Source organism: Kitasatospora sp. MBT63 (genome assembly GCF_000710465.2).
GTDB lineage: Bacteria > Actinomycetota > Actinomycetes > Streptomycetales > Streptomycetaceae > Kitasatospora.
This window is the reverse complement of record NZ_JAIZ01000306.1, coordinates 17,530-30,731: the sequence shown is the minus strand read 5'-3', so window position 1 is coordinate 30,731 and position 13,202 is coordinate 17,530. Positions and strand designations below refer to the sequence as shown.

At 76.2% G+C, this 13,202-nt stretch carries 12 protein-coding genes; 6 read left to right on the top strand and 6 right to left on the bottom strand.

All coding sequences use genetic code 11. From position 1 onward, the window contains the following. Window positions 1-181: 181 nt before the first annotated feature. Window positions 182-2,002 carry a hypothetical protein gene (locus AA75_RS18985; RefSeq protein ID WP_051812762.1) on the bottom strand — a complete coding sequence of 607 codons (1,821 nt, stop codon included), beginning with the start codon at window positions 2,000-2,002 and terminating at the stop codon, window positions 182-184. 567 nt (window positions 2,003-2,569) lie between these two features. Between AA75_RS18985 and AA75_RS18980 the strand changes: the two genes are divergently transcribed. From AA75_RS18980 to AA75_RS18960, 5 genes are all read left to right on the top strand, one after another. Then, window positions 2,570-3,352: a lytic transglycosylase domain-containing protein gene (locus tag AA75_RS18980; protein ID WP_051812760.1), complete on the top strand. Its 783-nt coding sequence runs from the start codon at window positions 2,570-2,572 to the stop codon at window positions 3,350-3,352. A 199-nt stretch (window positions 3,353-3,551) separates the two neighbouring features. Continuing rightward, window positions 3,552-4,544, top strand: a complete 993-nt coding sequence (locus AA75_RS18975) for a glycosyltransferase family A protein (RefSeq protein ID WP_051812759.1) — start codon at window positions 3,552-3,554, stop codon at window positions 4,542-4,544. Between the two features lie 81 nt (window positions 4,545-4,625). Next, a complete protein-coding gene (locus AA75_RS18970) occupies window positions 4,626-7,490 on the top strand; it encodes an FAD-binding and (Fe-S)-binding domain-containing protein (protein ID WP_033821286.1) in 2,865 nt (954 codons plus the stop codon). Window positions 7,491-7,550: 60 nt separating this feature from the next. Further along, on the top strand, window positions 7,551-7,967 hold the full coding sequence (locus AA75_RS18965; RefSeq protein WP_033821285.1) for a PaaI family thioesterase: 417 nt from the start codon (window positions 7,551-7,553) through the stop codon (window positions 7,965-7,967). Between the two features lie 109 nt (window positions 7,968-8,076). After that, complete coding sequence (locus AA75_RS18960; protein WP_051812756.1) at window positions 8,077-8,973, top strand: SGNH/GDSL hydrolase family protein; 897 nt, start codon at window positions 8,077-8,079, stop codon at window positions 8,971-8,973. A 76-nt stretch (window positions 8,974-9,049) separates the two neighbouring features. On the opposite strand, the gene AA75_RS18955 is transcribed toward AA75_RS18960, so the two are convergent. Both AA75_RS18955 and AA75_RS18950 read right to left on the bottom strand, forming a co-directional pair. Beyond that, window positions 9,050-9,472 (bottom strand): CBS domain-containing protein, encoded by a 423-nt coding sequence (locus AA75_RS18955; protein ID WP_033821284.1) that lies wholly within the window; start codon window positions 9,470-9,472, stop codon window positions 9,050-9,052. 128 nt (window positions 9,473-9,600) lie between these two features. After that, complete coding sequence (locus AA75_RS18950; protein WP_082526637.1) at window positions 9,601-10,611, bottom strand: slipin family protein; 1,011 nt, start codon at window positions 10,609-10,611, stop codon at window positions 9,601-9,603. Window positions 10,612-10,703: 92 nt separating this feature from the next. On the opposite strand from AA75_RS18950, the gene AA75_RS18945 reads away from it, so the two are divergent. Further along, entirely contained in the window at window positions 10,704-11,459 is a 756-nt protein-coding gene (locus AA75_RS18945; RefSeq protein WP_033821283.1) for a uracil-DNA glycosylase, read from the top strand. A gap of 141 nt (window positions 11,460-11,600) precedes the next feature. Here AA75_RS18945 and AA75_RS18940 read toward each other — a convergent pair whose 3' ends face one another. The 3 genes from AA75_RS18940 to AA75_RS47635 all read right to left on the bottom strand — a co-directional run. After that, entirely contained in the window at window positions 11,601-12,500 is a 900-nt protein-coding gene (locus AA75_RS18940; RefSeq protein ID WP_051812755.1) for a CHAD domain-containing protein, read from the bottom strand. Window positions 12,501-12,548: 48 nt separating this feature from the next. Beyond that, window positions 12,549-12,935 carry a hypothetical protein gene (locus tag AA75_RS18935; protein ID WP_033821282.1) on the bottom strand — a complete coding sequence of 129 codons (387 nt, stop codon included), beginning with the start codon at window positions 12,933-12,935 and terminating at the stop codon, window positions 12,549-12,551. Then, a partial coding sequence (locus AA75_RS47635; RefSeq protein ID WP_199520356.1) for a hypothetical protein occupies window positions 12,932-13,202 on the bottom strand: 271 nt, incomplete at its 5' end. The genes AA75_RS18935 and AA75_RS47635, both read right to left, overlap by 4 nt.

The window sequence follows — 13,202 nt, the reverse complement described above, 5'->3', positions numbered from 1 at the left end:
CCCCCCCGCGCCCCCAAGAAAACCCCCGCACCGCGGGACCTCCCACGAAACGGGAGCAATGGCGCCGCACCTTCCGTCCCCGCGCAGTTCCCCGCGCCCCCAAGAAAACCCCCGCGCCCCGGGACGCCCCGCGCACCCCCCAAAAAAGACCCCCGCGCCCGAGAGAGCGCCCCGGGGCCCGCTAGCACTCCTCGATGGCCAGGCCGCCCGCGGCCGCGATGATCGCGTGCAGCCCGGCCCGGTCCTCGTCGCGGAGGTGGTCGGTGGCGACGGCCAGGCCGCCGGGCCAGTCCTGTGCCCAGCACCAGCCCCGGTCGGGCGGGCCGCACCGTACGGCCTCGGCCACCGCAGCGCGGATCCGCCGCTGGGTCGCGTCGGCGTCGACGGCCCGGTAGCGGAGGTGCACGGAACGGGCCGGCCGGCCGGCGCCGCGGGCCTGGCCGTGGCTCAGCCGCTGCAGTTCGGCCTCCCGGCCCGCCGGGTCCAGGGTCTCGTGCAGGAGGCGGGTGACGGCGTGGGCGTCGTCCGCCTCCAGTGCGGCGGCGAGTGTGTACAGGGTCTCCCGGTCGGCTCCCGCGGGGGCGAAGTCGTCGGGCAGCGGGGCGTTCCACCGGGGCGGGCAGACCGCGCGCAGCAGGGCGACGGCCTCGCCGGCGGCCACCGTGGCGAGCCGCCGGTCGGGGTCGGCGCCCAGGGTGAGCAGGTCGGCCAGCCGCCGGGCGCGGTCCGGTTCGTGCAGCAGCCGCAGTCCGGCCCGGCGCGCGGCCGTCCGGTCCCGGTCGCCCATCAGCTCGCGGGCGAGCCCGTCGGGCAGCCGGGCGGCGAGCGGCCGCAGTGACCACGTGGCCTCCCGGAGTACGGCGTCCGAGGGGTCCCGCAGGGCGGCCACCAGGCGGTCGACCGGCGTCCGGTCGAGCCCGCGCAGGCCGCGGACCGCGCGGGCCCTGACCCGGTGCGACGGGTGGTCGAGCAGGGTGATCAGCAGGTCGGCGTCGGCCCGGCCGCCGGTCTCGGCGAGGCCGTCGACGGCGCCGGGCGCCGGGTCGCCCCCGCCGACCGCGGCCCGGTAGTGGGCCCGGGCGTCGCGGCCGAGGCGGCGGGCGGCTTCCCGGGCGATGGCGCGGATCAGCGGCTGCCGGTCGTCCAGGTGGGCGGCGGCTTCCTCGGTCAGGCCGAGCCGGAGCAGCGCGGCGACGCCGGCCGTCCTGAGTTCGCGCCGCGGGTCGCCGGCGAGCTCGCGCACCACGTCCGCGCCGCCCGCACCGCCCGCGCCGCCCGTGTCGGTCACAGCGGTCACAGCGGTCACGGCGGTCACGGCGGTCACGGCGGCGCAGGCCAGCTCGGCGTACCGGCTGCGCAGTCCCGACAGCCGTTCGGTCCGGGCCAGCCGGACCATGGTGCCGAGGCCGAGCCGTCCGCCGACGGCCCGCAGGACGAAGAGGCGGACGGCCGGGTCGGGTATCCGGAACGGGCCGTCCAGGAAGGTCTCGGGCGGCAGCCGGTCGAGGGACCCGGCGATCCGGTCGACGACGAAGCCGCCGTGGCCGCGGCGGGCGTACCGCAGTGCGGCGGGCGCGACGGCCGGCAGGTGCCGGAGCGGGTCGCGGGCGAGCAGGTCGGTCAGTCCGGTCCGGGCCAGGTCGCGGACCGGGCCCGCCCAGTCGCAGGCGCGCAGCGCCAGGACGGGCAGCAGGTCGGCCTCCGGTTCGGGCCGGTCGAGGATCCGGCGGACGGCGCGCTGCCGGGTGCGGCCGTCGGCGTCCATGGCGGCGAGCAGGAGCGCGGCGGGTGTCTTCCCGGCGGCGGCGTCCGTGGGTGTCGGTACCTCCGCGGGCCGGCGGGCCCAGCGGTACTGACGGAGCTGGGTGTCCACCAGGGCCAGCAGGTCCGGCCGGGCCGCCAGGGTGGGGACGAGGGTACCGGGCGGCAGGTCCCGTAGCGGTCCGAGGGCGCGGCTGCCGGCCTCGGCGGTGGCGTGGACGGCGGCTTCCAGGTGATCCATCCGGTCAGTCTGGGGGCCCGGGCCGGGTCGGGGAACCGGATTTCCGCCGCCCGGCGTCCGAGCGTGACCGGCCGGGCACGCTGCGCCGAGCACGCCGGACGGTTCCTGTGAGGCCGCCCACAGCGGCCGCGGGCTCTACGGCCCTCGATAGTTGACTGCGGCGGCCGGGTCGCGGCACGATGTCGGGCCTGATCGGCCCACCCCGCCGCTGCCGCGACATCGGCCCTGGTCAGCCCGGAAATTCCGGTCCTGCCGGCCCATCCGCGTTTGGCCGATATCACGAGCGGGTAAACCCCGTCGGCACACTGACGGCCCGCTCCGCCGACCGCCGTGACTACGACCGGCCGTAGTTTTCAGCTCGTTGCCGCCGCCGTGCGGGTCTGCCAAGAATGTGCCGTCGCCAGGCGGCGCGGCTCCCACCGGGCCGCGCCTTCCCGCCCACCCCGCTCCACCGACGGGGTGCCACGGCCGTCCGACACGGCGTGCGGACGGCCGGTCCCCCCGGACCTCCGTCTGCGCTGCCGCATGCCCGGCGCGGTCCCGCCCGACGGAAGAGGTCGCCCCTCCATGCAGTTCATGCAGCGCCACAAGCACCGGCTCCCCCGGAACCGCCGCACCGCGATGATCAGCGGTGTCGCCACCCTCGCGGTGGTCGGCTCCGCCACCCTCGCGCTGGCGCTGCCGCAGGACGCCAAGGTCGCCGAGGCCGCCGCACCGGTCACCGCCGCCGCCTCTCCCGACGCGCAGGTGCTCGCCGACCAGGCCGCCGCCGACGCCGCCAAGGCCCAGGCCGACCAGCAGGCGAAGGCCGACGCCGACGCCAAGGCCGCCGCCGACGCCGCACAGGCCCAGGCGGACGCCGACGCCAAGGCGAAGGCCGACGCCGACGCCAAGGCCGCCGCCGACGCGGCGCAGGCCCAGGCGGACGCCGACGCGAAGGCCAAGGCGGACGCCGCGGCCAAGGCGAAGGCGGCCAAGGCGAAGGCCGACGCGGACGCCCGCGCCAAGGCGGAGGCCGCCTCCCGTTCGCAGGCGCGCAGCCCGCTGGCCGCGCCGGTGCCCACCGGCACCCCGCAGCAGATCGCGGCCCAGCTGGTACCGGCCGGCCAGCTGCAGTGCTTCAGCAACATCGTGGAGCGCGAGAGCGGCTGGAACGTCACCGCGACCAACCCGTCCTCGGGCGCGTACGGCCTGATGCAGGCGCTGCCGGGCTCCAAGATGGCCTCGGTGGGCGCGGACTGGAAGACCAACCCGGTCACCCAGATCAAGTGGGGCCTGCAGTACATGAACGAGACCTACGGCAGCCCGTGCGCCGCGTGGGCGTTCTGGCAGGCCCACAACTGGTACTGACCCCACCGGCCGGTACCGGCCGGTAGTGACCGAACGGCAGCCGCGCCCCCTACCCCGGGGCCGGTTGCCGTTCGGCGTACCGGCCGTAAGCACACGGTGAAGATTCCGCGCAGCTCTGTGCGCCTATGCCCGCGATTGACCGGTTTCGCCGGAGTTCCCGGCTTTGCCGGGGCCGCGCCCGGCGCCCTAGCCTCCGCCCATGGCTTCACCGCTCATCACCGTCGTGCTGCCCGCCTTCGACCACAACCAGCAGCTCAAGGACTGTCTGGACGCGCTCCTCGCGCAGTCCTTCACGGACTTCGAGGTGGTGCTGGTCGTCGACCGCTCCCCGCAGTGCCCGGAGCGGGTCGCCGACGCGTACGAGATCCGCGACCGGCGGGTGTCGGTGCTGCGGCTGGACGCGGCGGTCGGGATCGGCCGGGCCAGGAACGCGGGCGCCGCCGCCGCCACCGGGAGGTACCTGCTCTTCCTGGACAGCGACCACCTGCCGGCCGAGGACGCCTTCCAGGCGATGGCCGACCGGCTCGCCGAGACCGGCGAGGTGGACCTGCTGCTGTTCGGCCACGACCGGGAGTACCGCGGCCGCCGCTGGCCGGGCGGCGCCGCCGAACTGCTCGCCGCCGCGGGGCCCGGGGTCTTCGGCCCGCTGGACCACCCAGAACTGCTCAGCGCTCCCCCGCTGGTCTGGGACCGGCTGCTGCGCCGCGGCACCGTACCGGTGTTCCCGGACGGCCACTACGAGGAGGTCCCGGCCGTCCACGAGGCGCTGCTCGGGGCCGGCCGGATCGCCGTGCTGGACCGCGAGTGCGTCACCATCCGGCGGCGGCACACCCTGCACCCGGCCGGTTCGCCCGGCAGCAGCCACTTCGACGTCTTCGACCAGTACGAGCAGAGCTTCGGCCTGCTCGACGGGCGGCCCGGCCACGAGGAGGTCCGCCCGCACCTGTTCACCCGGATGGTCCGGCACTACCTCTTCGTCTTCGACCTCGCCGGGTGCGTGCCGAGGGCCGAGCGCCCGCAGTTCTTCCACCGCGCCGCCGAGCACTACCGGCGCTTCCTCCCGGAGGGCTACCGCCGGCCGGACGGCCGCGAGGGCGTCAAGTTCTCGCTGCTGTCGAGCGGCGCCTACGCGGCCTTCGAGGTCGCCAAGCTCTCCCACCTGGCCCGCGGCGCGGTCGGCGGACGCCGGTGAGCCGCCGCTGACCCGGCCCCGGGCGGTACCGGCCACCGGCGGGGGATCCGCACCGCACCGACGCGCTGCGATGATGGGCGGATGGATCTGGCCCGTGCCCTGTCCGCCGCCGTCCGCGGCGAGGTCCGCTTCGACCCCGCCGAACGCGCGGTCTACGGCTACGACGCCTCCAACTACCGCCACCCGCCGCTCGGGGTGGTCAAACCCGCCGACACCGACGACGTCCGGGCCGCGCTCGCGGTGTGCCGGGAGTACGGCGTGCCGCTGGTCGCCCGCGGCGCCGGCACCAGCATCGGCGGCCAGGCGATCGGCCCCGGCGCGGTGGTGCTGGACCTGCGGCGGCACCTGAACCGGATCCACGCGCTGGACCCCGGCACCCGCACCGCCCGGGTCGAGCCGGGCGTCGTCCTGGACGACCTCCAGCGCACCGCCCGCCCGCACGGACTGCGCTTCGGACCCGATCCGTCCACCCACAGCCGCTGCACCATCGGCGGCATGATCGGCAACGACTCCTGCGGCGCGCACTCGGTCGCCTGGGGCCGCACCAGTGACAACCTGGACTCGTTCGACCTGCTGCTCGCCGACGGCACCGAACTCACCGTCCACGGACCGCTCCCGCCCGAGCAGCGGCGGCGGCTGCGGCAGCTCCCCGGGCGCGAGGGCGAACTGCACCGCGCGCTGCAGGACCTGGCCGCCGGCCACCTCACCACCCTCCGCCGGTCCATGCCGCAGCTGCCGCGCCGCGGCTCCGGCTACCCGCTGGACGCGCTGCTGCCCGAGCGCGGCTACGACCTGGTCCGGGCCCTCACCGGTACCGAGGGCACCTGCGCGCTGGTGCTCGGCGCGACCGTGCGCCTGGTGGCCGAACCGCCCGCCCGCGCGCTGGTGCTGGCGGGGTACCGGGACGAGACGGCCGCCGCCGACGCCGTCCCCGCGCTGCTGCCGCTCGGCCCGCTGACCGTCGAGGGGATGGCCGCCGACCTGATCGCGGCGCTGCTCGCGGCGGGACCGCGGCCGCCCGCGCTGGACCGGCTGCCGGAAGGCGGCTGCTGGCTGTTCCTGGAGGCCGGCGGCGCCACGGACGCCGAGGCGCTCGAGGCGGCCCGGGACTTGGCCGCGGCCGTCCGCCGGGTGCCGCACACCGCCGTCACCGTGGTCACCGACCCCGGCGAGCAGCGGCAGCTGTGGGCCGTCCGGGAGGCCGGTGCGGGCATCGTCACCCGGCTGCCGGACGGCGGCGAGGCCTGGCCCGGCTGGGAGGACTCGGCCGTCCCCGTCGAGCAACTCGGCTCCTACCTGAGGAAGTTGCGTGCCCTGCTGGCCCGGCACGGGCTGCGCGGCGTCCCGTACGGGCACTTCGGCGAGGGCTGCGTGCACCTGCGGATCGACTGGCCGCTGACCGATCCCGGACGGCTCGGCGGTTTCCGGAGCTTCCTGACCGAGGCCGCCGACCTGGTGGTGTCGCACGGCGGTTCGCTCTCCGGGGAGCACGGCGACGGCCAGGCCCGCGCCGAACTGCTGCCCCGGATGTACCCGCCGCAGGTGATCGACCTGTTCCGCCGGTTCAAGCGGATCTGGGACCCGGAGCACCTGCTCAACCCCGGCACCCTGGTCGACCCGCGCCCGTTCGACGCCGACCTGCGCTTCCCCGGCCGCGACCTGCCGCTCGCCCTGCCGTACGAGCAGGACGGCGGCAGCCTGCTCACGGCGGTGCACCGCTGCGTCGGCGTCGCCAAGTGCGTCGACACCTCGAGCGGGGTGATGTGCCCCAGCTACATGGCCACCGGCGAGGAACGGCACTCCACCCGCGGCCGGGCCCGGCTGCTGGCAGAGATGCTGCGCGGCGAACTGGTCACCGACGGCTGGCGCTCCACGGAGGTACGGGAGGCGCTCGACCTGTGCCTGGCATGCAAGGGCTGCGCGAGCGACTGCCCGGTCCACGTCGACATGGCCACCTACAAGGCCGAGTTCCTGCACCAGCACTACCGGCGCCGGCTGCGGCCGGCGGCGCACCTGTCGATGGGCTGGCTGCCGCTGTGGCTGCGCGGCGCGGCCCTCGCACCGGGGCTCGCCAACCGGCTGCTGCAGCATCCGGCCGGCGGCGCCCTGCTGAAGCAGCTCGGCGGGATCGACCCGCGGCGGGCGCTGCCGCCGCTGCCCGAGCAGACCTTCGTCCGCTGGTTCCGCGACCACCGGGCCCGGCACCCGGAACCGGCCGGCGCACGGCCCGTCCTGCTCTGGCCGGACTCCATGGCCAACCTGCTGGATCCGGAACCCGCCCGGGCCGCGGTCGAGGTGCTGGAGTCCCTGGGCTTCGCCGTCCGGCTGCCCGCCGGCCCGGTGTGCTGCGGACTCACCCTGGTCTCCACCGGCCAACTCTCCCTCGCCCGACGGGTGATGCGCCGCAGTCTGCGCGCGCTGCCGCCCGGCCTGCCGGTGGTCGGCCTCGACCCGAGCTGCACGGCGGCGCTGCGCGAGGAGTGGCCGCGACTGCTCGGCGCCGAGGCCCGGCCGGCCGCCGCCCGGGTCCGCACCCTGGCCGAGCTGCTGGACGACGCCGGGGTCGACCTCCCGTACCTGGGCGGACGGGCCGTCACCCAGGTGCACTGCCACCAGCACGCCGTCCTCGGCACCGCCGCGGACCGGCGGATCGAGGCCAGGATCGGGCTGGCCAACGAGGTGCTGGACTCCGGCTGCTGCGGCCTGGCCGGCAACTTCGGCTTCGAACGCGGCCACTACGAGGTCTCGGTGGCCGCCGCCGAGCGGGTGCTGATGCCCGCCGTACGCGCCGCCGCCCCCGACACCCTGGTCCTCGCCGACGGCCTGAGCTGCCGCACCCAGATCGCCCAACTCGGCGACGGCCGACGGGCCCTGCACCTGGCCGAGCTGCTGCGCCTCGCCCTGCGGCAGGGCGCGGCCCGCCCGGACGGCCCGCCGGGGGCGTGAGCCGCCGCGCCCGCTCCGGAACGGCTGCCGGAGGGAGCCGGCCCGTCCTACCATCGCGGCGTGACCACTGTGACCACCGCCGAGGCGGACAAGATCCTGGCCGACAACTTCGCGCCCTGGGTGCGGGCGCTCGGCCTGTCGGTGACCGAGACCGGCGACCGGCACGCGGTGCTGCGGATGCCCTGGTCGGACCAACTGGCGCGGGAGGGCGGCGGGTTGTCCGGGCAGGCACTGATGGCCGCGGCCGACACGGCGAGCGCGGTGGCGGTGTCGGCGGCCCGGGGCGGCTTCGGGCCGATGACCACCGTCCAGCAGTCGACCAGCTTCCAGCGCGCGGTGCTCGGCGCCGACGTGCTGGTCACCGCCCGGGTGACCAAGCTCGGCCGGCGGCTGGCGTTCGTCGACGTCACGCTCACCGCCGAGGGGGAGCCGGAACCCGCCGCGCAGGCCACTGCGGTGTACGCCTTCCCGGGCTGAGCAAGAGCGCCCGCGGCCGGGGGTGCGCGACCCCTGGGCACCGGCGCTACCGCGCAGTAGCCTCACCGGGCCGAGCCCACCCCTCGGCCGGCCCACACGGGAGGTCCGCATGCGCTCAGCCCTGCCCGGAAGACTCCGACTGCTGCTCGCCGCGGTGGTGTTCACCGCCTCGGTGCTCGGCCTGACGGGCGCCCCCACCGCCTCCGCCGCCCCGGCCGCCCAGGCCTCGGACAGCCGCACGCCCACCCACTACCTCGCGCTCGGCGACTCGCTGGCCGCCGGCTACCAGTCGACCCCGGACGGCGGCCACGTGGTCGGGCGCGGCTACGCGCAGGACATCGCGAAGGTCCTCGGCGGGCGGGCGGCGGCCGCCGGGCAGGCGTTCGCGTTCACCGACCTCGGCTGCCCGGGCGAGTCCACCGCCACGATGATCGGCGGCGGCTGCCCGTACCCGCACCCGTACCCCGGCTCGCAGCTGGCCGAGGCGGAGACGTACCTCCGGGCGCACCACGACGACCGGGTCCTGGTCACCCTCGACATCGGCGCCAACGACATCGGCCACTGCACGGCCGGCGGGGTGATCGACGTACGGTGCACGCTCGACGGCATCGCCACCGTCCGCACCGGGCTGGCCACCGTGCTCGACCGACTCCGGGCGGCCGCCGGACCGCACACCCGGATCCTCGGGATGAACCTCTACGACCCGTACCTGGCCGCCTGGTTGACGGGGGACCAGGGACGGGCCACGGCACTGCTCTCCCTGCCGCTGGCCGGGCTGCTCAACGCCACCATCGGCGCCGTCGACGCCGCCCACGGCGTGCCCACGGCCGATGTCGCCCGGGCCTTCGACACCAACGCGCTGCTGCCCCTGGTCCCGCTGAACGGCACCCGGGTGCCGCTCGACGTGGCCCGGATCCTGCAGCTGACCAACATGGGCCGCGGGGACATCCACGCCAACGACGCCGGGTACCAGCTGATCGCGGACACCCTCCTGGCACGGCTCTGACACGCCGGCGGCGTCGGCCCGGACCCGGGCCGACGCCGCCGGCGTGCCACTCGGTGCGGTGCCGCTCGGCGCCGCGCTACTCGGCGCAGATCGTGCCGACGAACTCCGCCACCCTCCCCTGCGGCATCCCCCGCGCGATGTCGGCCTCGCTGATCATGCCGACCAGCTTGTGCTCGGGGTGGTTGATCACCGGCAGCCGGCGGACCAGGTGCTGCTCCATGACCCGCAGGACCTGCTCGACGTCCTCGTCCTCCTCAACGGTCATCGGCCGACCGACGGCGAGCTCGACCGCGCGGACGGTGGCCGGGTCACGGCCCTCGGCGACGCACTTGAGCACGATGTCGCGGTCGGTGAGGATGCCCAGCAGCTTCTGGTTCTCCCCGCAGATCGGCAGTGCGCCGACCCCCCGGTCCCGCATGATCCGTGCGGCGTCGGCAAGGGTCTCGCTCTCCCCGACGCACTCGGCCCCCGGGTGCATGATCTCTCCGGCTGTGGTCATGGTCCGGCCTCCCGACGTCGCCGTACAGCCCTGTTACTCCATCCTGGGACGGCCCCGCGGCCCACGCCACCGGGCCGGACACCGCCCCCGCCGCCGGCCCCGCGCCACTGAGGCGGGTCCGAGGCGGGTCAGCCCTCCGCCGCGTCCGCGGGCCCGCCGGGGATCCGGTCGGCCGCCGACCGCACCGCCTTGAGCACCTGCGCCACCGGCTCCTCCTTCGCCAGGACCGCCGACGGCGGCTCCTCCCGCGCCAGCACCTCCTCGGCGGGCATCTCGGCCGCCAGCACGCCGTCCACGTCCGGCAGCTCCAGCTGCTCGACCGGGCGGATCCGCGGCTCGGGCGCCTGCGGGGGCCCGGCCGGCTTCGGGGTCTGTGCCTGGGCGCGTTCGGTGGAACTCTCCAGGAAGCGCAGCAGCTCGACCGGGAAGGGCAGCACCAGGGTCGAGTTCTTCTCCGCCGCCACCTCCACCACCGTCTGCAGCAGCCGCAGTTGGAGCGCCGCCGGGGTGGCGCTCATGATGGCAGCCGCCTCCGACAGCCGGGCGGAGGCCTGGAACTCGCCGTCCGCGGTGATGATCCGGGCCCGCCGCTCACGCTCCGCCTCGGCCTGCCGGGACATCGAGCGTTTCATCGACTCCGGCAGCGCGACGTCCTTGATCTCCACCCGGTCGATCTGGACGCCCCAGCCCAGCGCCGGGCTGTCCAGCATCAGCTCCAGCCCCTGGTTGATCGGCTCCCGGTTGGCCAGCAGGTCGTCCAGCTCGCTCTTGCCGATGATCGAACGCAGCGAGGTCTGGGCCACCTGGGAGATCGCGAACGCGTAGTCCTGGACGTTGACGGTCGCCTTCACCGGGTCCTCGACCTTGAAGTAGACGACGGCGTCGACCCGCACCGTGACGTTGTCCCGGGTGATGCCCTCCTGGGCGGGCACCGGCATGGTCACGATCTGCACGTTGACCCGCTTCAGCCGGTCCGCCACCGGCATGATCATCACCAGCCCCGGCTCCCGGACCTCGTCCCGCACCCGCCCGAACCGGAACACCACCCCGCGCTGGAACTGCTGCACCGTCCGCAGGCTCAGACCGGCCACCACGGCCAGTACCGCCAGCACCCCCAGAATCAACTCCACAACGAGCATCGCGTCACCTCGGGCAGGACTGCCGGACCCACTGCCAACGCTACTCCGCCGACTCCCCACGGCGGGGGTGCCGCCGAGCCTAGGATCTGGCCATGGAGCAGCGCTGCCCCCACCCCGCCGGATCCGTCCGCTCACTGGCCGAACTCGACGCGCTGGTGACCGGCTGCCGGGCCTGCCCGCGCCTGGTCGAATGGCGGGAGGAGGCGGCCCGCGTCAAACGCAGGTCGTACCAGGACTGGGAGTACTGGGCGCGCCCGATCCCCGGCTTCGGACCGGCGGACGCCCCGCTGGCCCTGGTGGGCCTCGCGCCCGCCGCGCACGGCGGCAACCGGACCGGCCGGATCTTCACCGGCGACCCCTCCGGCGACCTCCTCTACCAGGCCCTGTACGACCTGGGGCTGGCCTCCCAGCCGCACTCCGTGAGCCGCACCGACGGCCTCGAACTGCGCGGCGTACGGATCACCGACCCGGTGCGCTGCGCCCCGCCCGAGAACAAGCCGACGCCGGGCGAGCGGGACACCTGCCGCCCGTGGATCGCCCGGGAGCTGGAGCTGATGCGGCCGACCGTCCGGACGCTGGTGGCCCTGGGCGGCTTCGCCTGGCAGGCGGTCCTCCCGGCGCTGGCCGAGGCCGGCTGGCAGCTGCCCCGGCCCCGGCCGGTGTTCGGGCACGGCGCCCGGGTCGTCCTGCCGGCGGCGGACGGGGGCCCGCCGCTGGAGCTGTTCGGCTGCTACCACGTCAGCCCGCGCAACACCTACACCGGCCGCCTCACCCCGCAGATGCTCCGCGACCTGCTGACCACGGCAGCCACCTCCGCGGGCCTGAACCCCGACACACCCCGCCGCTGATGCCACCCACACAGACCGCGGGCGCTTCCAAGCGGGCACTTCAAGGGGCGCGGGGAACGGCGCGAACCGGATGACACGTTGCCGCACCTGCCGCCTCGGCGCGGTCCACTCCGCGCCCCGCGGGGTCCCCGATCCGCCCTGCTAGCCGCCGAGGCCGTGCGGCCGGCGGCGGGCCTTGCGCCAGATCGCCGGGAACTCCTCGCGGGCCCGGTCCGCCGCGGCGAGCTGCCGTCCGTACAGCACGCCGTAGCCGAAGCCGCCGTCGGACAGGTCGCGCAGGGCGTGGCAGGCGACCACGGCGTCCTGGTGGCGGCCGAGCACCTCCTGGAGCGCCTTCATCCGGCGGGTGAAGCGGTCCGCGGCCGGCCCGGCCACCGGCCCGGCGGTCTCGCCGGTGTAGCGGGCCCGTTTGGCGGCCTTGCGGGCCTCGTGCAGGGCGAGGTCGGTGTCGTCGCCCGGCCCGGCCCGGTCGACGGCCTCGACCCGGCGGGCGGTGCGGCGGTGTTCGCGGCGGACCGCCCGGGCGAGTTCGGGCCCGGCGGGACGGCGGGCGCGGCCGGGCGGCTGCGGACCGGTGGCCGCCGCGGCCAGCCCGGCGAGGGTGACCAGCAGCCCGGCGAACCGGGGACCGTCCACCGCCGCCAGCACCTCCGGGCGGGCCAGTCGGAGCTGCTCGCGCTCCCACTCGACGAGGTCAGCCACCACCTGGTCCCGGCCCGCGTCGGCGGGCAGCTCGCGGGCGTGCGCCAGCAGCCGTTCGCCGAGCACCTCGCAGTCCCTGGCCCGGCCGAGCGCGCCGCCCAGCCAGGCCAGCTCGGCCGCGGCCCCGCGGTCGTCGGGGAGCAGCCGCCGGAACACCCGCAGCGTGCTGCGCAGCCGGCGACAGGTGATCCGCATCTGGTGCACCGCGTCCGGCTCGTCGGCGCGTACGGCGGTGGCCAGGTCGGCCAGTCGGGCGGTCTGCTCGGCGATCCGGGCGGCGAGGACCGCACCGGCGGTCCGTTCGGCCCGGTCCTCGTGGTGCGGCACGTGGTGCGGCACGGCGGCTCACCCCATCTCCTCGGACCGTCCAGCGTATGTCCGCCGGGCTCAGGGCCGGAGCTGGATCGCCGCCGACAGGGTGTACCCGACCAGCGCCCCGAAGAAGGAGACCGCCGCGACGTGCCGCCCGGTCAGCGGCAGCCCGGCCAGCGCGGGGTAGATCAGGACGGCGAGCCCGGCGCAGACGTCGGCCGCGTACAGGCCGACCGGTGGCAGCACGTGGGTGGTCCTGGCCGCCCAGCCGGTGGCCACCAGGAAGCCGGTGAGCAGGACGAAGCCGGACAGCAGCCCGGAGCCGATGGTGGAGAGCACCGGGTGGGGGTCCGGCGGTGGCTGCCCGTCCTCGGGGGCGGTCCGGAACCGGTGGCCGAGGGCCAGCGCGGTCAGGGCGACGAGCATGGCGACGCCTGCTCCGGCGAAGGCGAACTGGTTCAACTGCGGCTCCGGGGGACGTGGACGGGATGGACGAGGGCGGCGACGGCGGCCGGCAGCAGGACCGTGACCAGCAGGACGGCGGCCCACACCACCGGCTCCAGCCCCGCCGCGGCGGACGGGACGGGCGGGGCGGCCGCGGCGGCGGACGGCGTCGTCGCCACCGCGGTGCCGGCCACCGGGGCCGGGACGGCGGGCCCGGGCGGCGGCGGGCCCGTCCTGGCCACCGCAGACGGCGGGGACGGCGGGGACAGCGACAGCGCGGCGGGG

Coding starts and splice junctions, on each gene's coding strand:
- AA75_RS18950 (WP_082526637.1), bottom strand. CDS start 10,611: ATGCTCGTTGTGGAGTTGATTCTGGGGGTGCTGGCGGTACTGGCCGTG.
- AA75_RS18945 (WP_033821283.1), top strand. CDS start 10,704: ATGGAGCAGCGCTGCCCCCACCCCGCCGGATCCGTCCGCTCACTGGCC.
- AA75_RS18975 (WP_051812759.1), top strand. CDS start 3,552: ATGGCTTCACCGCTCATCACCGTCGTGCTGCCCGCCTTCGACCACAAC.
- AA75_RS18955 (WP_033821284.1), bottom strand. CDS start 9,472: ATGACCACAGCCGGAGAGATCATGCACCCGGGGGCCGAGTGCGTCGGG.
- AA75_RS18980 (WP_051812760.1), top strand. CDS start 2,570: ATGCAGTTCATGCAGCGCCACAAGCACCGGCTCCCCCGGAACCGCCGC.
- AA75_RS18985 (WP_051812762.1), bottom strand. CDS start 2,002: ATGGATCACCTGGAAGCCGCCGTCCACGCCACCGCCGAGGCCGGCAGC.
- AA75_RS18970 (WP_033821286.1), top strand. CDS start 4,626: ATGGATCTGGCCCGTGCCCTGTCCGCCGCCGTCCGCGGCGAGGTCCGC.
- AA75_RS18960 (WP_051812756.1), top strand. CDS start 8,077: ATGCGCTCAGCCCTGCCCGGAAGACTCCGACTGCTGCTCGCCGCGGTG.